This is a genomic window from Pedobacter aquatilis, from assembly GCF_030409415.1.
Classification (GTDB): Bacteria; Bacteroidota; Bacteroidia; order Sphingobacteriales; family Sphingobacteriaceae; genus Pedobacter; species Pedobacter aquatilis.
The window spans coordinates 65,165-86,042 of record NZ_JAUFPW010000004.1; the positions used below are offsets into that span (position 1 = coordinate 65,165).

General features: G+C 35.4%; 12 protein-coding genes. 11 read left to right on the forward strand and 1 reads right to left on the reverse strand.

Translation table 11 applies throughout. The features are described from left to right. The first annotated feature begins 4 nt into the window (after positions 1 to 4). The 11 genes from QWY86_RS00730 to QWY86_RS00780 all read left to right on the forward strand — a co-directional run bounded on the left by QWY86_RS00730 (position 5) and on the right by QWY86_RS00780 (position 17,893). Positions 5 to 367, forward strand: coding sequence for a hypothetical protein (locus QWY86_RS00730; RefSeq protein WP_290237579.1), 363 nt, complete (start codon positions 5 to 7; stop codon positions 365 to 367). Between the two features lie 175 nt (positions 368 to 542). Beyond that, complete coding sequence (locus QWY86_RS00735; protein WP_290237581.1) at positions 543 to 1,199, forward strand: GDSL-type esterase/lipase family protein; 657 nt, start codon at positions 543 to 545, stop codon at positions 1,197 to 1,199. Positions 1,200 to 1,274: 75 nt separating this feature from the next. After that, a complete protein-coding gene (locus QWY86_RS00740; protein ID WP_290237583.1) occupies positions 1,275 to 4,202 on the forward strand; it encodes a triple tyrosine motif-containing protein in 2,928 nt (975 codons plus the stop codon). A 247-nt stretch (positions 4,203 to 4,449) separates the two neighbouring features. Next, entirely contained in the window at positions 4,450 to 7,590 is a 3,141-nt protein-coding gene (locus QWY86_RS00745) for a SusC/RagA family TonB-linked outer membrane protein (protein WP_290237585.1), read from the forward strand. A gap of 10 nt (positions 7,591 to 7,600) precedes the next feature. Further along, entirely contained in the window at positions 7,601 to 9,133 is a 1,533-nt protein-coding gene (locus tag QWY86_RS00750; protein WP_290237588.1) for a RagB/SusD family nutrient uptake outer membrane protein, read from the forward strand. An 84-nt stretch (positions 9,134 to 9,217) separates the two neighbouring features. Next, a complete protein-coding gene (locus QWY86_RS00755) occupies positions 9,218 to 10,621 on the forward strand; it encodes a glycoside hydrolase family 30 protein (protein WP_290237590.1) in 1,404 nt (467 codons plus the stop codon). A 43-nt stretch (positions 10,622 to 10,664) separates the two neighbouring features. Then, complete coding sequence (locus tag QWY86_RS00760; protein ID WP_290237592.1) at positions 10,665 to 12,455, forward strand: cellulase family glycosylhydrolase; 1,791 nt, start codon at positions 10,665 to 10,667, stop codon at positions 12,453 to 12,455. A gap of 16 nt (positions 12,456 to 12,471) precedes the next feature. Next, the gene (locus QWY86_RS00765; protein ID WP_290237594.1) at positions 12,472 to 13,668 is read left to right on the forward strand and encodes a multiheme c-type cytochrome; all 1,197 of its coding nucleotides are present in this window, start codon (positions 12,472 to 12,474) and stop codon (positions 13,666 to 13,668) included. 99 nt (positions 13,669 to 13,767) lie between these two features. Further along, a complete protein-coding gene (locus QWY86_RS00770) occupies positions 13,768 to 16,095 on the forward strand; it encodes a TonB-dependent receptor (RefSeq protein ID WP_290237596.1) in 2,328 nt (775 codons plus the stop codon). Between the two features lie 4 nt (positions 16,096 to 16,099). Further along, a complete protein-coding gene (locus QWY86_RS00775) occupies positions 16,100 to 16,891 on the forward strand; it encodes a DUF4249 domain-containing protein (protein WP_290237598.1) in 792 nt (263 codons plus the stop codon). A 42-nt stretch (positions 16,892 to 16,933) separates the two neighbouring features. Further along, a complete protein-coding gene (locus QWY86_RS00780) occupies positions 16,934 to 17,893 on the forward strand; it encodes a 2-hydroxyacid dehydrogenase (RefSeq protein ID WP_290237601.1) in 960 nt (319 codons plus the stop codon). A gap of 151 nt (positions 17,894 to 18,044) precedes the next feature. Here QWY86_RS00780 and QWY86_RS00785 read toward each other — a convergent pair whose 3' ends face one another. Beyond that, positions 18,045 to 20,774, reverse strand: coding sequence for an alpha-2-macroglobulin family protein (locus QWY86_RS00785; RefSeq protein WP_290237602.1), 2,730 nt, complete (start codon positions 20,772 to 20,774; stop codon positions 18,045 to 18,047). Between the last annotated feature and the right edge of the window lie 104 nt (positions 20,775 to 20,878).

A 20,878-nucleotide genomic window follows, 5' to 3' on the forward strand; every position in this document is an offset into this window, starting at 1 on the left:
AGATATGAAAACTTTAACCTATTGCCTGAGTTGCCTTTTAGTGGTTTTAACTTTTGGTTGCAGAAATAATAATTCGAACTTGAGTTTAAAAACAAGTGATACCAAAACAACTTTTGCCTTTGAGGCAACTTACCCAGTAAGTAAAACCGACAAACTCGAAACATTTTTTCAGAAGGAAATTAATAATGAATTGCCTTTGGATCAATTTGTAGATGCAACTGTAAGCTTAACTTCAGGAGAAAAATTTCACATAAAAGCAACTGAGGGAAACCTAAAACTGGAATTTGATAAAGTACATAATTCTTTAGAAAGCTATAAAAAAGTTAAGAATTTAACCGAGGACATAAGCAAAGTTTTGAGGAATTAACAATTACTCTTAACGTCGTTGCGAGGCACGAAGCAATCTTTATGCGCATAGATTGCTTCGTGCCTCGAAATGATGAATAAAATTAGAATTTTTAGCAACGCTTAAATTACAACGCAAAACTTGTTAAATACAAATGGATTTTCAAACTTGCAAGTTCAAATTAAAATCCGCTAGCATGAAAAAATACATCATCCTCATATTCTTCGCTCAATTAATCGTTCTAAATTCTTTTGCGCAAAATAAGCCACCTTTTTGGGATGATGTACAAACCATAAAAAAATACGACCAAATGTTTAAACCACCAGTAAATCCTGTGTTGTTTATTGGTAGTTCTTCGATAAGAAAATGGGATGATTTAACACAGGTTTTTGCAAAATACAATGCGCTGAACAGAGGTATTGGTGGCGCAGTGGTTAACGATATTACACGATATTTAAACGATATCGTTTTTCCATATAACCCTCGTCAGATTATTATTTACGTTGGCGAAAACGATATTGTTAACGATAACGTTAATGCCGATACGGTTTTAAACAGAACCATAAATTTGTATAAATCTATCAGAGCTAAATTACCAAACGTGCCAATTGCCTACATTTCTATAAAACCTAGTCCAAGTAGAGATAAATTTCGCGATAAAGCAATCGGTGCAAATGCCTTGATTAAAAAATTTTTATCAGGAGAAAAAAATACAGCTTATATTGATATCTTTCCTTCGATGCTGAAAGATGGAAAAGGCAGAACAGAACTTTACGTTGGTGATATGCTTCACATGAATCCGGATGGCTATGCCATTTGGAAAAAAGCTGTGAAACCATATCTGATAAAATAGTCAGCATGTAGAAATCAAGGTTAGCGAAATAAATTTTATATATTTAATATTGTATAAGATCCTTCCTAACTAACCATGAAGAAATTTTTACTTCTCGTAATCCCTTTTTTTTTAATTTTTAAAGTCGTATGCGCACAAGATTTACTCGGCATTCCGCAGGTTGTAAATTATAATAACGAACAGTATAATGGTGGCGTTCAAAATTGGGACGTTCAGCAAGATAAAAATGGCATTTTATATTTCGGTAATAATGAGGGTTTATTAACTTTTAATGGGCGTTACTGGAATATCTATCGTTTACCAAATTTTACATCTGTTCGCTCTTTAGGCATCGATTCGAAGAACAGAATATATGTTGGTGCACAAGATGAGATTGGCTACTTTTTTCCTGATGGGCAGGGGATTTTAAAATACACATCGTTAGTACATCTTGTACCCGAGAACCTTCGGAAGATTGCAGATATATGGGATATTTCAATAATTAATGATGAGGTTTTCTTTCGTTCAGTTAACATCGTTTTACATTATAAAGATGATGTAATTAAAGCCTATAAACCAAACGAATCCTGGTCTTTTCTGGGAAAAGCCAATAATAAAATCTTTGCTCAATCGAGGTACGAAGGTTTACTGGTATATGATAAAGAAATATGGAAGCCTTTCTGTACCGACGATGTATTAAAGCAAACTTCAATCAGTTCGATTTCTTCATATAATGGCGATACTTTAATCGTTTCTACACTTAAAAAAGGTTTCTTCCTGATTTATAACAACCAGCTTATCCCAATGAAAACCAAGTTGGATAATGTATTTTTTAATGATAGGATTTTCTTCGCGTCTCAAATAAATAAAAATTTATACGCCGTTGGTACCACATCGGGCGGTGTTTATTTGATGAATAAAAATGGTGAAGCACTACAGAAATACAATTATAAAGAGGGCTTGCAAAACAATAACGTAAGAGGAATACTGCTCGATAGAGATAAAAATATGTGGTTGGCCTTAGATGACGGTATAGCTTACGTTGCCATTAACAGTGCCGTAAAAAGTATCTCTCCGGATAGAAACAAGCAGGTTACCAGTTATGCCTTCAGAAAAATTAATCAGAATATTTACATAGGCACATCAAATGGCCTTTACACTTCTAAAATTAACCAAAATGCTCAAGATTTGAGTTTATCTGCAGCCAATTTTGAAGAGGTAAAAAATACAAAAGGGCAAGTTTGGGGTTTAAATGAAATTAATAACCAGCTACTGATGGCGCATGAGGATGGCGTTTCTATTATTAATGGAAACTCAGCAGCACAGGTTTATGCATTGCCCGGAACATGGATGTTCCAGTCTTTAGAAAGTGTTTTCCCTGCAAAAGATGTTTTAGCCGGAACTTATTTAGGCTTGCAGAAAATTAATTTCGCTAACGGAAGTTTTACTAATGGCGGTAAAATAGATGGCATTTCTGAAACCCTGAGGTTTATTGTAGTTGATAATGAGGATAACATCTGGGCCTCGCATCCATACCATGGCGTATATAAATTCGAATTATCTCCTGATAAGAAAAAGGTAATAAAAAATACACTCTTTGGTCAAAATAGTGGCTTACCCTTTAAGTTATACAACTACGTTTACCGTATAAAAAACAGAGTTGTTATTGCCACTATTGATGGTATTTACGAATACGATCAGAAAAGAAAGCACTTTATAAAATTTAAAATGTTTGGCACTGCCTTAAATGGAGTTCCAATTCAATATTTAAAAGAGGACAATGAAGGCAATATATGGTTTGTAAGCAATAAAAAAGTTGGTATAGTAGATTTTCACAAGCCATCGGGAGCAAATGCTTTCAGTATTTATTATTTGCCTGAGCTTGATGGAAAAGTTGTTGGTGGCTTTGAATCTATTTATCCATTGGATACTGAAAATGTTTTTATCGGTGCAAATAAAGGTGCTTACCATGTTAATTATGAAAAATACGTAGAAAATATTACCAAGCCCTCAGTTGTAATTGGTTTGGCTAAATTACTTGGTAAAAAAGATAGTTTGGTTTTTGGTGGATATTTTGTGAAAAATGGCTCGTTGATTTCTAAACAGGATGTTTCAAAACTTCCTGAGTATAATAATGAGTTAAATTCTATTCATTTTGAATTTTCATCTACCTTATTTGAGCACGAAAAAAATACCAAATTTAGCTATCAATTAGTTGGTTTTGATGGTGAGTGGTCTACCTGGAATGTTAAAAGTGAAAAAGATTATACCAATCTTCCGGCAGGTAAATATACTTTTAATGTTAAAGCCAGAACAGATGCTGGTAACCAATCTGATGTTGTAAGCTATAGTTTTATTGTATTGCCCGCTTGGTATAGTACCATTTGGATGAAAATTACTTACTTGATAATTTTTGCATTGTTGCTAAGGTTATTAATTAGATGGCAAAAGAAAAAACACAACAAGGAGCAGGAACGCATGAGTTATATGCACCAGCTTGAATTAGATAGAACGGAGAAGGAAATTGTACGCCTTCAAAACGAAAAACTTGAAGCTGATGTAACCTATAAAAATAAGGAATTATCTACAATGACTATGCATTTGGTGCAAAGGGGGAAGGTTCTGGCTAAAATTAAAGAAGTCATTTCAAGCGTAATCAAAAATCAGGATGATGCTATAACTGAAAATTCACCAAGTTTCAGGCACTTGGTTAGATTGATTAAGGAAGTTGAAAAGAAAGATCAAGAACTCGACCATTTAAGTATTCACTTTAATAATGTTAATTCGGAGTTTTTTAATAAGCTGAAGGATCAATACCCTGATCTAAGCCAGAATGATTTAAAATTTTGTGCTTACCTCTGCATGAATTTATCATCGAAAGAAATGGCTCAACTCATGAACGTTACCATAAAAGCAGTTGAAGTTGGCCGCTATCGATTAAGAAAAAAGCTAAAATTAAAACCTGATATTAATCTTTATGAGTTCCTTATCGAGATTTCAAGGTCTAAAAATGCGGTAAATTAACCTTAATTAATCTTTTTTTTATATTGATGTACGTAATTTTTAAACGTCTAATAATCAATATATTGTGCTTGTGTAGTAGTGCTTATGTAGTGCCTAAAGTAGTGCTTTGTCTGTTTAAATCAAGCTTTGTAGGGTTTGTGTAGCACAAAAAAATTACACAATTGCCAAACTCGTGTATAGATTTGATTTATAAATACGGCGCCAAACCGTATTAAACTAACCAAATATTAACTTAAAATTTATTTCTATGAGAGGAAGATTTACATTCGTATTCTTCATTTACTGTATCATGGCAATTCCCCTGGCATTATTTGCTCAAGACATTGCCGTTACAGGAAAGGTAACAGACCAGAAAGATGGAACACCCATCGCAGGTGTTACAGTTAGAGTTGTAGGCACATCCCGAGCTGCATCAACAGATCCATCAGGTGTATTTTCAATTCAGGCTCCGGTTGGGGCAAAGTTAACAGTAAGTTTATTAGGAATGGTTACACAAACTGTAACTGTACCAACAGGAGGTAGAATTAACGTTGAATTAGCAACAGATAGTAAAGACTTGACTGATGTTGTAGTTGTTGGTTATGGTACGCAAAAGAAAAGTGTTGTAACAGGTGCAATTTCAAGTGTTAGAGCATCCGATTTAGAAAATCAACCAACTACGACACGTTTAGAACAAGCTTTACAAGGAAGAACTTCGGGGCTAACTATTGCAGCTCAATCTGGTCAGCCAGGCTCAGCATCAACGGTAAGGTTAAGGGGATTTACATCTTTCGGTGGAAAAAATGACCCACTATGGGTTATTGACGGTGTAGTTGTTGATAATGGAGGTATTGGATACCTTAATCAATCAGATATCGAATCTATTGAAGTTTTGAAGGACGGTGCATCTGCTGCTATTTATGGTACGCGTGCTGCATCTGGTGTAATCTTGGTAACCACTAAAAAGGGAAAAGTCGGTAATTTAAATTTATCTTACAATGGATATTATGGTGAGGCTCGTGCGGCGAGAAAGCTGGATCTTTTAAATGCAACCCAGTATGCTACACTTAGAAATGAATCTTATTTAAATGATTATACTGGCACAACTCCTGTTTTGCCTTATCCAAATGCAGCATCGTTGGGTGAAGGAACAGATTGGCAATCCCTAATTTTTAATAATAATGCAGCACGCCAAAACCATGAATTGAGTTTAAGCGGCGGTAATGAGAAATCAACCTTTTTCTTATCCTTTGGGTATTTTAAAATCGACGGTATCGTATCTACGGATGTTTCTAAATATAACAGAGCAAATATTCGGATAAATAGTACACATAAATTATATAAGTGGTTAACTATTGGACAAAATTTAGGGTATAGTCATTCAATTACAAATGGAATAGGTAACACAAATAGTGAGTTTGGCGGGCCATTGAGTTCTGCAATTAACCTAGATCCACTTACGCCAGCTGTTGTAACTGATCCTGCTGTATATAATTTACCTCCATATAGCAACCAGCCGGTTTTCAGAGATGAAAACGGCTTCCCTTATGGTATTTCAACAAGAGTAGCTCAAGAAATAAGTAATCCTCTAGCAAGTATTAAGAGGCAAATTGGCAACTATAGTTGGGATCATAACATTGTTGGTAACGCGTTTTTAGAAGCTGAACCAATTAAAGGATTAAAATTCCGATCTAGCTTAGGTTCAAAATTGGCATTTTATGGAAGTGATGGTTTTAATCCAATTTATTATTTAAACTCTTCAACATCAAATACCAGAACTCAGTTTTCAAGAAATATCAATTATGTTATCACTTACAATTTAGAGAATACATTGTCTTACTCTAAATCACTAGGAAATCATAATATCACTTTATTGGCTGGACAAGGTTCTTACAGCGATGGTTTTAGCCGAAGCGTTAGTACAACATTTTTTGATGTACCTGCAACGGATTTTTATTCGGCATCTATGAGGTTTAAACCAGTAGCAGCTAACAGAACATCAGATGGTAGTGAAGGAACTGACCATAAAATTTTCTCCTTATTCTCCAGATTAACATATGATTACAAAGAGAAATATCTGTTTTCTGCTTTAATCAGACGTGATGGTTCATCCAGATTCGGAGCCAATAACAAATATGGATACTTCCCCTCAGCTCAAATTGGTTGGGTACCAACAAAAGAAGATTTTTTCCCTCAAAATGATGTTGTTAATTTCTTAAAAATTCGCGGAAGTTACGGTGTTACTGGTAATGATGGTATCGGTGATTTTGCCTATGTACCAACAGTTGGTAGCGGAAGAAATTACACTTTTGGCAATGCTAATGTGGTTAACATTGGTTATAGCCCAAATGCATCTGCAAATCCAGATTTAAAATGGGAAGAAACAAGATCGAGCAATATCGGTTTAGAAGCGACAATTTTTAGAAACATCAGCATTACAGCCGATATTTACAAAAAGAAGACAGTTGGTATATTACAAAACCCACCTGTTCCTGGCTACATTGGCAGTGGAAGCCCTGCCGCAAATATTGCGGATATGTCTAATAAGGGGCTAGAGTTTGAACTATCATACCGTAAACAATTCGGGCAATTTGGTTTAAACGTTAGTGGTAATGGTTCATTCATCAAAAATACTATCGATAAGCTTAGTCCTGGCGTTAATTTTATTGATGATAGCCAAGCCAGCTTTCAAACTTTGGGTACAATCACCCGAACACAAATTGGGCATTCTTATAATGAGTTTTTTGGCTATGTAAATCAGGGAATTTTTCAATCCCAAGCTGAAATTAATGCTTATGTAGGTCCAAATGGCTTACCCCTGCAACCATTAGCGAAACCTGGCGATATTAAATTTGCAAATCTAAACGGCGATAATAATATTGATGCAAATGACAGGGATTTTATTGGAAACGGTTTACCTAACTTCACTTACGGTTTAACAATTGGCTTAACTTATAAAAGCTGGGATTTAACCGCCTTTGGAAGTGGTGTTGCCGGTAACATGATTTTCCAAGGATTAAGGAGATTGGATATCCCTAACGCAAATTATCAAACAACAAGATTAGATCGTTGGACACCTTCAAACCCATCAACTACTCAACCAAGGTTAACTGATGCCGATCCAAATAAGAACTTAACAAAATTTTCTTCTCTGTACCTGGAAAAGGGAGATTATTTCAGATTAAGGACTTTCCAAATTGGTTATACGATACCTAAATCAATAACAAGCAAAATCGGTCTTCAAAAATTCAGAGTGTATGCACTCTCTGAAAATTTATTTACCATAACCGGATATAGTGGTTATGATCCGGAGTTAGGCTCAAATAATAGCGGTAACGTATTTGGTGTAGACCGAGGTGTATATCCACAAGCTCGCTCATTCGTGTTTGGTATAAATGCTAATTTTTAATAAAACTACTATGAAAAGGAAAATATTTTATTTAGTTGTAATCCTAACTGGGATGCAAATATTAAGTGGTTGTAAAAAGTATCTGGAAATAAATCCTCAGGAGCGGGTACTTTTAGATAATTACTATAGAACTCAGGCTGATGCGTATGCCGCATTAGTATCAATTTACGATAGATTTGGTTTTCAGTCTGGAGGTCTTTATGATAAAGTTGCCATTATGTGCGCAGCTTCTGATGACCAGGTAGCAGGTGGCGGAGGTCCGTCTGATATCAATGACTTACAGGTGGTTAATACTTTTACATTAAATTCTCAAACTGGTCCGCAAGGTTATCTATGGAATAAAGGATATGCAGGTATTTTTAGGGCTAATGTTTTTTTGTCTAAAATAGGTGGCATTAATATGGATGCTACTTTGAAGGCAAGGTATGTTGGAGAAGCCAAGGCTTTACGTGCTATATTCTACTTTGATTTAGTTCGTTTTTTCAAAAATATACCTTTGTTAACATCAGAAGTAGACCCAAAACAAATTTATGATGTTTTACAAGTAGCACCGGCGGAAGTGTATGTTCAAATTGAAAAAGATTTAACCGAGGCTATTCCTTCATTGCCCAATACAGTTCCTGCTGCTTCAGAAGGTGGTCGTTTAACTAAAGGTGCAGCTCAAGCTATGCTTGGTAAAGTGTATCTACAGCAAAATAAGTATACACAAGCTGCAGAACAATTTGCTTTGGTAAATGGTTCAACGCCTGGACAGGCTAATGCTACTTATGGTTACAAATTACTTGCAAATTTTGGAGATTTATTCAAGGTTAGTAATAAGTTCAATACAGAATCTATATTAGAAATTGTTCATGCAAATTCTTCAAACGGTGGATGGGGCGATGCTGGTGCTTCTGAAGGTAATTTATTAAATATTATCGTTGGTCCACGTGGGTATAAGCCAGTTTTAGCAAGTGCCCCAGATTACTATTCTGGTTATAGCTTCTTGGTTTTCACAAAAGAGTTCTTTGACTTTATTCATTATGATCCGCGTAATAAAGCAACAGTTGCCAATTTAGATAGCCTTGAAAAAAATGGAATTGCTACTTACGAAAAAGGCTATCAAAATAGTGGCTATTTCCTTGAGAAAACAATTGGTCGAGTGGCAGATAAAGCGCCTACCGGACAAACAGAACTAAACTTTCCACAGGATTCTTACGAAATCAGACTTGCAGATACTTATATGTTGGAAGCTGAAGCCATTTTGCAAAGTGGTGGTGCAGTAGGTGCCGGAAGTCGTGCTTACCAATTGTTAAATGCGGTTAGAGCACGCGTCGGGCTAAACCCTGTTCCTGTAACAATGGACAATATTATGAAGGAAAGAAGGCTGGAACTCGCGGGTGAAGGACATCGTTTTCTGGATTTAGTTCGTTGGGGCAGGGCAGCAAGCGTTTTAGCGTATAAAGGTTTTACTGCAAATAAAAATGAAATTTTTCCTATTCCCCAGGCAGAATTAAACAATACTAAAATTCAGCAAAATAAAGAATACGGCGGCACTAAATAACCAGACTTAAGGGGTGGATTTTCATCCGCCCCTTTTTATTACAAAATAATCCTAATTCTTCTACTGTATAAATCTCTTGCCAATATGAAATTAAAGGCGATAAGCTATTGCTTTGCGTTAATTTTAGGTACTACTACCTTGAATGCAACGGCGCAAAATAATGTAACAACTTGGCTTACAAAAGCTGATCGTTCTGTATTATTTACAAAGCAAAACCAAGCATTAAAGTTTTCAGCTACCCAAAATAATAACCCAACAATCATTGTAAACGAAAAACAAACCTACCAACCGATTGATGGATTTGGATATTCGCTTACAGGCGGCAGTGCTCAGCATATTATAAAAATGTCTGCTCCTGCAAGGGCTGCTTTGTTAAAAGAATTATTCGCTACTGATGGAAATAACATTGGAGTAAGCTACATCCGTTTAAGCATTGGCGCATCTGATTTGAACGAAAAGGTTTTTTCATATAATGATTTACCCGAAGGTGAAACCGATTTGAAACAGGAAAAATTTGATTTAGCATTGGATAAGGCGGATGTAATTCCGGTAATGAAGGAAATCCTGACAATCAACCCAAAAATTAAAATTTTAGGCTCACCTTGGTCACCTCCACTGTGGATGAAGACAACATATGATGCAAGAGGCGGAATGCTTAAACCCGAGTTTTATGATGCTTATGCAAAATACTTGGTTAAGTATGTTCAGGAAATGAAAAAACAAGGAATTGATATTGATGCAATTACTGTTCAAAATGAGCCACTGCATCCCGGTAACAACCCGAGTTTGTTAATGGTTGCGCCAGACCAGGCCATTTTCGTAAAGCAAAATTTAGGACCTGCACTTAAGAAAGCGGGCTTAAATACAAAAATTATTATTTATGATCATAACGCCGACCGACCTGATTACCCAATCACAATTCTTGACGATAAGGAAGCAAGAAAATACATTGATGGCTCTGCTTTTCACCTGTACGGCGGTAATATTGAAGCATTAACAGATGTTCATAATGCACATCCTGACAAAAACATCTATTTCACTGAGCAGATGGTAACCGAAAAGCCTGGTTCATCAACCATAAACATTATAAACCCTGTTAGTCGGTTAATTATTGGCGCAACACGCAATTGGGCTAGAAATGTTTTAGAATGGAATTTAGCTGCCGATTCGGAAAATAAACCTTTTACCGATAGAGGTGGTTGCCCAACTTGTCAGGGAGCGGTTACTATTGATAAAGATGTTGTAAGTAGAAATATCGCTTATTATTCTGTTGCCCATGCATCCAAATTTGTTCGTCCGGGTTCTGTTCGGATTGCATCAAACGAAACCGCAAATTTACCGAATGTAGCATTTAAAACACCTAATGGCCTAAAAGTTTTAATTGTTGCAAACACCGCTAAGGAAGCACAAAATTTTAATATAAGTTTTAATGGGAAACTAGTTTCTGCAACGCTGGGCAGAGGTGATGTTGCAACTTATACCTGGTAGTACCCTACATCTGAATAAAATCTTAAACTGAAAAACGAATAATATGTCTAAAATATTTAACAAGCATCTAAACATTAAAATTTCTAGCGCTCATAAATATATTGTTTTGCCTTTCTTTTTTATCCTGCTAACATTTAACTGCTTTTCTCAAGGTTTTTTAAAGGCTGATGGAAAGCGTATCATTAACGGAAAGGGAGAAAACGTGCTGCTTCGAGGCTTTGGTTTAGGAGGATGGATGTTGCAGGAGGGTTATATGCTAAAAATTAACAAAGATGGGCAGCAATATAAAATTCGTGAGCGATTAACAGATTTAATGGGAGAGAAGCAAACCGAAGAGTTTTACACTGCTTGGTTAAATAACCACACTCGTAAAATTGATATTGACTCTTTAAAAGCCTGGGGTTTTAACTCCGTTCGTTTGCCCATGCATTATAACTTATATACACTTCCGATAGAAAGGGAGCCTGTTAAAGGCAAAAATACCTGGCTCGAGAAAGGTTTTGCACTAACCGATAGCTTGTTGACATGGTGCAAGGCAAATAATATGTATTTGATTTTAGATTTACATGCAGCGCCAGGCGGGCAAGGAAATGATGCGAATATTTCTGATCGTGATGCTTCGAAACCAATGCTTTGGGAAAGCGAAGCCAATCAGCAAAAAACAGTTGCTTTATGGGCTAAGCTAGCAGAGCGTTATAAAAACGAAGAATGGATTGGTGCTTATGATATTATCAACGAGCCAAATTATGGTTTTTCTAATCCGGAAAAAGATAAAAACGGAACACAGGAAAAGTTAAATGCACCATTAAAAAAATTAATGGTTGATATTACAAAAGCCATTCGTGAGGTTGACCAAAAACACCTCATCATTATTGAAGGAAATGGCTGGGGAAATAATTACAATGGTGTTTTTCCGCTGTGGGATAAAAATATGGCAATAAGTTTCCATAAATATTGGAACTATAATGATCAAGCTTCAATTGCACACATGATTAAAGCTCGTGATGAGCAAGATGCTCCAATTTGGTTGGGAGAAACTGGCGAGAATTCAAATACCTGGTTTACCGATGCCATTAGTCTGTTAGAAAAAAATAACATTGGCTGGGCATGGTGGCCACTTAAAAAAATCGGTTTTAATAATCCAATGGAGATAAAATCTAATCCTAATTATAATAGTGTGGTTAGTTATATGAATAACGGAGGCAATAAACCAAAAGAAAGTAATGTTTATAGTGGCCTTATGGAATTGGCCATTCATACCAAATTAGAAAATACGATTATCCACAGAGATGTAATAGATGCCATGATTCGTCAACCGCACTCCAAAGAAACTATACCTTTCAAACAAAATTTGGTTAAAAGTGGAAGTATAATTAATGCCGTTGATTATGATTTAGGCAGAAATGGTTATGCCTATTTTGATTTGGATACCGCAGATTACCATACAGTAACCAATAAGAGAACCGCAGGTAACAGAGGACGGATTTACAGAAACGACGGCGTTGATATTTCTAAAGATTCTACTCAATACGAAAAGTATTATGTTTCCAGTATTGAACAAGGTGAATGGTTGCAATACACCATTCAGGTTGCGCAAAAAGGAATTTACACCTTGAAATTTAATACAGCTGCAGATAAAGATGGAAAAAGTTTAAGCATCCTTATAAATGGAAAAACAATAAGCAGTAATGTAAATATCCCAAATACAGGAAATTTGAAAAAATTCTCGATTGTTGAAGAAAAAAATGTAAGCCTTAGTGCTGGGAAACAGATTATAAGAATATTATCGAATACAGGTGGATATAATTTTAGCTATATTCAATTTGTAAAATAAACTAAAAAACCCTTTTGTGTTAAAGCGCTATAAACGCATTTTATTTATTCTCATCTTTTTGGTTACAGTAGTTGTAGTCCTATCAAGATGTATGAATGCTGCGGATAAAATTCCTGATGATGTTAGGGGCGAATATTATGCGGGTGCTAAAACCTGTGTAAAGTGCCACGCGGATATTACGAAGTCTTTTGTGCATAATGCACATGGGAATAGCTCTTCATTGGTATCAAAAGACAATTTAGGTAAATTTTTAAATATCGATTCAAACACTTTCGCATTTAATGATGACATGAAAGTTGTGGTAGAGCAACGTGATAGTGGAATTTACCAGGTGGGTTATTTTAAAGGAAAGGAAGTTAGAATTCAGAGGTTTGATATGGCTTTTGGTTCTGGCGAAAAGGCTTTTACATACGCTTATTGGAAGAATGAAAAACTCTTTCAATTGCCATTATCTCATTTTTCAGCAATTAAAACCTGGGCGAATAGTCCGGGTTTTCCTACAAATACCATGTATTTTGATAGAGCAATAACCAGTCGTTGCCTGGAATGTCATAGCTCTTTTGTGAAAACAAAAACCTCGCAGGTATCGGCTTTACAAATTGATGAAGAGATGGAAAAAGGCTCTATAATTTATGGCATTGATTGTGAGCGTTGCCATGGCCCAGCGAAACAACATGTTATTTTTCATATCGAAAATCCAGTACAGAAAACTTCAAAATTTATAACAAGTTATAAAACGCTAAGCCGTAAACAAAAAATGGATGCTTGCGCAGTTTGCCATTCTGGAAATACTTTAACCACAATTCAAAGTGTTTTCAATTTTGAGCCTGGAGATAATCTTGATAATTTTTATGCTCAGGATTTTGTTTCATTTGGTGGCGCAAATCCCGATGTTCATGGAAATCAATCGGCTATGTTGGAAGGGAGCAAGTGTTATCGCAAAAGTGAAATGACTTGTCAATCTTGTCACAATACTCACGAAAACGTCAAAGGCAATTTAACTGTTTATTCTCAACGGTGCATCAGTTGCCATCAAACTCAGAAACATACCAAAGAAACATTAGCAAAAGGTGTTTTAAAAGCAAATTGCATCGATTGCCATATGCCTATGCAGGCTTCAAAATTAATATCATTCCAAACAGCAGGTAACAAGAATGTAAATCCATATTTACTTCGGTCGCACCACATCGCAATTTATCCTGCTCAAAAATAGAGCATTAACTGCGTATTAATCCTGTTAAATAAAAACTACCTGGCGTAAACGTGCTGGTAATTCGTACATTTGGTTTCTTTGTTCAATCGATTATTCTGTATGCGTATAAAATTTTGTTTGCTGTTTTTCCTTTCCATTTTAATTAGTCAATTCGCATTTGCACAAAAGAAATTTAACCTTAGTGGAACCATCCGCGATGCGGCAAGTGGCGAAACATTAATTGGAGCAACTGTTAAATTAACTGGTAAAACCGCTGTCGGAACTTTAACAAATGACTACGGTTATTTTGCCTTAACACAGCCTGAAGGCGATTATACCGTTATTATCAGCTACGCTGGATATCAATCGGTTTCGAAAATAATTAACCTTAATAAAGACATTAAGCTTAATGAAGAACTTAAATCGGCGAATGATTTGGCCGAAGTAACCGTAAATGCAAATAACCGAAAAAATGAGAATGTAAAAAGTGCACAAATGGGGCTCGAAAGAGTCGATATGAAATCGTTAAATTCTATCCCGGTTTTGTTAGGCGAGAAGGATATTTTAAAAACAATTCAGCTTTTGCCTGGTGTAAAATCTGGTGGAGAAGGTAATACAGGCTTTTATGTTCGCGGCGGTGCGGCAGACCAAAATTTGATAATATTGGACGAGGCTGTTGTTTATAATTCATCACATTTGCTGGGTTTCTTTTCCACATTCAACGCTGATGCAATTAAGGACGTGAGCTTATACAAAGGTGGAATGCCTGCTCAATACGGCGGTCGGTTATCATCCGTATTAGATGTAAAAATGGATGATGGGAATAACAAAGAATTCAAATTTCAAGGTGGAATTGGTTTAATTGCATCGAGGCTAAAAGCCGAGGGGCCAATTGTTAAGGATAAAGGTTCTTTTATGGTTAGTTTCCGCAGAACTTATATCGATTTATTTCTTCGGGCTTCGCCAGATTCTGCAATAAATGGAAGTACTTTAAATTTTTACGATATAAACGCAAAGGCTAATTACAAAATAGATGATAAAAATACAATCTACCTATCGGGATACTTTGGAAAAGACAACATTGGTGTTAAAGATTTATTCGAAAATAATTGGGGTAATGTAACTACAACTTTAAGGTTAAATCATATTTTCAGCGATAGGTTATTTTCCAACACATCACTAATCTATAACAACTATAATTATACCGTTCGTTTACTGAATGATGTTACCAATTTTAAAGCAACATCTTTAGTACGGGATTTCAATTTTAAGCAAGACTTTCAGTATTTCAGCAATAAGCATACCGTTAGGTTTGGTTTAAACGCAACTCATCATCGCATTTCTCCTATAGATATTGAAAGCACCACGCCACAATCTCAGGTAAACTCTTTAACTCAAGAAAAGCGTTATGGTTTAGAAAGTGCAGTTTATGTATCTGATGAATGGGCGGTAACAGAAAAATTCAACTTACTTTATGGCGTTCGCCTTGCTGCTTTTTCGCTTTTAGGTCCTGGAAATTTTGGCAGTTATGATGCAAATGGAAATATTTTAGCTACCGAGAATGTAGCAAGCGGAAAGTTTTATAAAAACTATCTGAATGTAGAACCGAGGTTTTCATTAAGCTACCTTTTTAACGAGGAAAATTCCATCAAGGCCTCTTATAACAGAAATACACAGAACATTCACATTTTAACAAATGCTACATCAAGTTCGCCTACAGACCAATATGTTTTAAGCAGCAACAACATCAAGCCAGAAATTGCCGATCAGGTATCTATGGGTTATTTCAAAAATATTGATGATAATAATTATGAATTCTCTGGAGAGGTTTATTACAAATGGCTTCAAAATCAAATAGATTATAAAAATGCTGCACAACTTCTTGCAAATTCTAATATCGAATCTGAATTATTGTATGGAACCGGAAGGGCTTATGGTTTGGAATTATTTTTCAAAAAGAAATTCGGAAAGCTAAATGGCTGGGTGGGTTATACATTATCCAGAACAGAAAGAAAGTTTGCAGAACTAAACAACGGAAACTATTTCCCTGCAAGACAGGATAGAACACATGATGTATCTCTGGTTGGAATTTACAACTTAAGTAAACGATGGACTTTCTCTTCGAGTTTTATTTATAGTACTGGTAATGCCGTTACCTTTCCGGCAGGAAAATACCAGCTAAATAATCAAACTGTTTATTATTACACGGAAAGAAATGCTGGCAGAATGCCTTATAATATGCGTTTGGATGTAAGTGCCACACTTGAAGGTAAAAATACAGGCCGTTTTCAATCGAGCTGGAATTTTGGTATCTACAATGTACTCGCACGTAAAAATCCATATTCAATCGAATTTATTAACGACCCGAACAATCCTGGTAAAACTGTTGCAGAGCAAACTTCATTGTTCGGTTTAATACCATCTGTAACCTGGAATTTTAAATTTTAAACGCATGAAGAATTTTATTTTATACATATTTCTCTGTTTTGCTTTTACATCTTGTAGAAAAATTATTGATGTTAATACCATTAATGCAGAACCTCAGCTAGTCATCGAAGGTAATATTTCCAATCGCTTTGTTGCGCAACAAATCAAAATTTCTAAATCCGTTGGCTACGATCAATTGAGCAATTATCCGGCAGTTCGTGGTGCTAGAGTTGTAGTAAAAGATGATCGTGGAAACACCTACAATTTTACCGAAAGTCAGCCCGGCCTGTATGTTTTTGGGATGCGTGGCACTACAGGCGTAACTTATACGATGCAGGTTGATGTTGAAGGAAAATCATATACTGCAGTTTCTAAAATGCCTGCTTATGTACCAATGGATTCAATTGGTGTTGTAAGAAATACTTTTTTTGGTAATGAAAATTTAAATATTGCTGCATTTGTAAGCGACCCAATAAATACCGAAAATTTTTATCGCTTTAACCTTTACGTAAATGATAATTTATCAGATAGGATTTATGTAAACAATGATAGGTTGACGAATGGTAATAAGCTTCGTTTGCAATTATATTACGAAGGCCCAAATGATGAAGATTTAAAAAAGGACGATAAAGTTGCAGTAGAAATGCAATGTATCGATGCTAATATTTTTAATTATTGGTACGCTTTGAGTCAACAAAGTGGGCGAGGACCAAATCAGGGTACAACCCCCGCTAACCCAACTTCAAATATCTCTAATGGAGCTTTAGGTTATTTTAGTGCACACACCTATCAAAGGTTGAACATTACAGTGCCGTAACGTAAAACCAAAACATCCGCTAATTTTAGCTGTTAATATAAGATGAAAGTTTTTATAAGTGGCAACATTGCCGAAAGCGGAATAAAGTTATTAGAAGACCATGGCATTACCATAACTAAGTGGGATAAGGATAGGCAAATAACTGCTGATGAGCTAATTGACCATTGCAAAAACGTTGATGCGCTGGTTAGTGTTGGTCCGAATAAAATAAACGAAGAATTTTTGAGTGCTTCTAAACATTTAAAGGTTGTTGCGCTGCACTCTGTAGGTTTTGATAATGTTGATGTTGAGGCGGCAAAGGAGTTGAATATCCCAATAGGAAATACACCAGGCGTTTTAAGCGGTGCCACTGCTGATACAGCCTTTATTTTAATGTTGGTGGTGTCGCGTAAGGCTTTTTATCTCCATAAAAAAATAATTAATGGACAATGGGAAAATTATGAACCCACTCCAGAATTAGGCATTGAACTTAATGGTAAAACATTAGGTATTTTTGGTATGGGTAAAATTGGCTTAGAAATGGCAAAGAAATGTGTGGGTGCTTACCAAATGAAAGTTATTTATCATAATAGAAATCGAAAACCAGATGCTGAAGCAGAAGTTAACGCAGAGTACGTTTCATTTGATGAATTGCTTGATAGAAGTGATGTACTTTCAGTTCATACTGCTTTAACAGATGAAACTAAGGGTAAATTTAATCTGGAGGTATTTAAGAAAATGAAACCAGGTTCTATTTTTATTAATACCGCAAGAGGTGGTATCCATAACGAAGAAGATTTAATTAAGGCACTGGAAGAAAAGATAATTTGGGGCGCTGGTTTAGATGTGACCAATCCCGAACCTATGCAAAAAGACAATCCTTTACTAAATATGGAGAGCGTTGCAGTTTTACCTCACATTGGTTCTGCTACTGAAGAAACCAGAAGTGCGATGGCTAACTTAGTGGCTAAAAATATAATTGCAGGTTTAAATGGTGAGGCTTTGCCTTATCAGGTTAAGTAGCATGAATTCATTTATTGCTACCGTCATGCTCAGCTTGGCTGGGCATCTTAATGCTTTTTACCAGGAATATAAAACTATAGCTTTAAGATTCCCGTTTTCACGGGAATGACGACCGCTCAAAATATCATTTAAATTCTTATCTAAAAACTAACTACTTCACCGTATATCTAAAAACAGATCTTCCAATATTTCCATTTTCATCTATACCTTCTACAATGACTTTATATTGTCCTTTTCCATCAGCATTGTAAAAATCAAATGATGATGTTCCCGTTGTTTTATCGGTTATTACCTTCGGATTCCAATAGATAGTTGTACGTAAATCGTTACGATTTAAATTTGCAGGAACATCATATTTAGGCATATAAAATTGCCTTTCTTTATCATAGCCTTGCGGAGAAAATGTTACTTCATAATTTTTAGGCAACATATCCAACAGCTGGCTCTTAGAGATTTTTGTGCCTTTTGGCGCTTTTTTCTGATTGATAACCAATACACCATTAATGTTATTGGCTCTGTTTACTAAACCAAGCTCATCACGTAAAAATATCTCAATCGATTCTATATTGGCTACTTCAATCGTATTTACTTGGTTAACATCAACCATCATTCCGTTTATAAAAATACCCATTGGGATTTTTTTACCTTGATTATAATCTCTGGTAACAAAAAACTGATTATCTACGTAGGTTACCCCGGTAGCCATAGTTTGTAAGCAATTAATAAGCAAAGTACAGCCCGTTAATCTTTCTCCAGAAATTTCATGATCAGCGATTTGTCCTAAACCAGAAAGTGCAGGATAATCTTTATGACTAACTTTTGGAACTGCTGTACCTTTAATCGTTATGTCTTTAAGTGTATGTAGATATGAATATTGTTTTTTGCTATTATCTAAATAGCTGGTTAAAGTACTATCTATATTTAAAACTTCATCAGGTGCATTAAAATTTCTACTTAAACTAGGCGCAGGCGTTCCATTTAAAGAAATTGCCATGCTTTTATAATTTACATTGTATTTTGCCGTAATTGTTACTTTCGATGAATCATTAAAAACAAGGTTGTTAAACTTGAAGTTTCCTACCGGGTCTGTAACACCCTCGAGGTTAAAACGTTTATCAGGAATGGTTAAAAGCAATTGCCCCTTTCTTACAGGGATGCCATTGCTCATTCTTAAAATACCAGAAATTTCAATTCCTTGTTCTGGTAAGATGGTAATTTTTGGTAAATTATTACCAATTATATCGGTATAAGAATAGCTTCTGTATCCTTGAGATAGTAGGAGTAAGTCCAAATCGCTGGCTTTTTTGGCATCTGTTCCGTTAAAATAGTAGTTAGGCTTTTCAATATAGCCCTTTAAATCGCTATTTAACAAAAGCGATGTTAATATTGTTGTAGCACCATCTTCATTTAATGGAACTTTAGTTTCATCAATTACAGATACTGATAAATTCCCCTCAACAGGAACTCCATCTTTTTTGGTGCTAACATTTATTTTAACTTTCTTTTTGGGTCCGTAGGTTGCAAGCGGACTTGTAACTGTTAAAGACAAGGTATTTTTATTCTGTACGAAAATAAGACGCTCGCTTAATGGTTTGCCATTTGCAGCAAAAAGCGTAAACTGAGCAATTCCCATCGGGAATTTATTTTTAGGAATGGTGGTTGTGTATTCTTTATTGGATAATGCCGTTTGTGCACCATAACAAACTACACCTTTACTTTGTGCGATTACATAAAATAACTTTCCTTGATTAGCCTGAAAAAAGGCATCGTTTGATGCTATTTTTATAGAAATATTGTCTGCATCTGCATTGCTTGCTTTAATGGTAATACCACTGGTAGAAACAACAGGCAAATTAACGTTTTGACTAGTTCCATCAGCATAAGTAACAGCGGCTTTATAAGTTTTTCCGCTTTCAGGCGTAAATGTAAAGCTACCCATACCTAAATGTTGAGCTGTAAAGGCGGCAACTTGTTTACCATCGGCATCGCTAACCGTTCCTTTTGCATTTATACCCAAACCGTCACTTTTAATAGCTTTAAATGCAACTTTATTTTCTATGCCTGCAATTAGGTTTCCGCCTTCCGCAAAAAACTGTAAATCTTTATTTACTACAGCATTTTTTAGTTGGAAACTGTTGGTTACCAAATCTTTTTCAGTAGTATTTAAGGTTGTAATTAATTCACCCTTTTGCAATTGGTATTCTGCTTTTTGCGCAGCCGTCATGCTAATCGTTATAAAACCATTGGCGTCTGTTGTTCCTCTCCCTCTGGCAATTGTAGTATAACTGGTTACCACTTGCCAGTTAACATTTTTATTGGCGTATGGTTTATTATTCAAATCTCTGAATTGTAGCCTTGCATCAATTTTTTCCTGTTTGTCTGTAGATAGGTTTTTATAAGAAATATGGGTTTTAACTTCTTTATCAATCGCCTCGCCCACATAAAATGTTTTATTAAAATATGCCGGGTCGGCTGAGTTTAACATCCATAAAGTATAAGCCCTGACGTGATAATTTCCTTGTTTATAATTCTCCATCGATAAAGGAAAATTACCCGATGCAACGCCGCCGACCAAAGGAAGTTTAACAGTTTGTATTAGTGAGTCTTTTTGGTTAATAACATCAACATAAACGATTTTACTTATCCCAGTTAAAAAATTCTGATTTTCAGTTACGTAAGCTTTAAACCAAACAGTATCAGCAACGGCATAATAAGGCTTGTCAAAGTGGAGATAAACCTTTTCTGTAGGAAAATCATTTAAAACTTTGTTGGTTTTTGATATTATGGTATTTATGCTAATGGTATCAGTTTGTGCGAAAGAAGAAAGGTTTAGCACGCCTAAAAAAGAAATTATTACAACTAGAATTCTAAAAATCTTCATGAACAGGATTTATTTTTACTAAGGTTGTAAATATATCCAATTAAAAATAGAGCGCATAACTTGCATTTATCTTTAACATTTTTTTACAATAAAAAAGCCGGCTT

What these genes read in the sequence shown, in the direction of transcription:
- QWY86_RS00745 (WP_290237585.1), top strand. Translation starts at nt 4,450, where the DNA reads ATGAGAGGAAGATTTACATTCGTATTCTTCATTTACTGTATCATGGCA.
- QWY86_RS00735 (WP_290237581.1), top strand. Translation starts at nt 543, where the DNA reads ATGAAAAAATACATCATCCTCATATTCTTCGCTCAATTAATCGTTCTA.
- QWY86_RS00730 (WP_290237579.1), top strand. Translation starts at nt 5, where the DNA reads ATGAAAACTTTAACCTATTGCCTGAGTTGCCTTTTAGTGGTTTTAACT.
- QWY86_RS00760 (WP_290237592.1), top strand. Translation starts at nt 10,665, where the DNA reads ATGTCTAAAATATTTAACAAGCATCTAAACATTAAAATTTCTAGCGCT.
- QWY86_RS00740 (WP_290237583.1), top strand. Translation starts at nt 1,275, where the DNA reads ATGAAGAAATTTTTACTTCTCGTAATCCCTTTTTTTTTAATTTTTAAA.
- QWY86_RS00755 (WP_290237590.1), top strand. Translation starts at nt 9,218, where the DNA reads ATGAAATTAAAGGCGATAAGCTATTGCTTTGCGTTAATTTTAGGTACT.
- QWY86_RS00750 (WP_290237588.1), top strand. Translation starts at nt 7,601, where the DNA reads ATGAAAAGGAAAATATTTTATTTAGTTGTAATCCTAACTGGGATGCAA.
- QWY86_RS00780 (WP_290237601.1), top strand. Translation starts at nt 16,934, where the DNA reads ATGAAAGTTTTTATAAGTGGCAACATTGCCGAAAGCGGAATAAAGTTA.
- QWY86_RS00770 (WP_290237596.1), top strand. Translation starts at nt 13,768, where the DNA reads ATGCGTATAAAATTTTGTTTGCTGTTTTTCCTTTCCATTTTAATTAGT.
- QWY86_RS00785 (WP_290237602.1), bottom strand. Translation starts at nt 20,774, where the DNA reads ATGAAGATTTTTAGAATTCTAGTTGTAATAATTTCTTTTTTAGGCGTG.
- QWY86_RS00775 (WP_290237598.1), top strand. Translation starts at nt 16,100, where the DNA reads ATGAAGAATTTTATTTTATACATATTTCTCTGTTTTGCTTTTACATCT.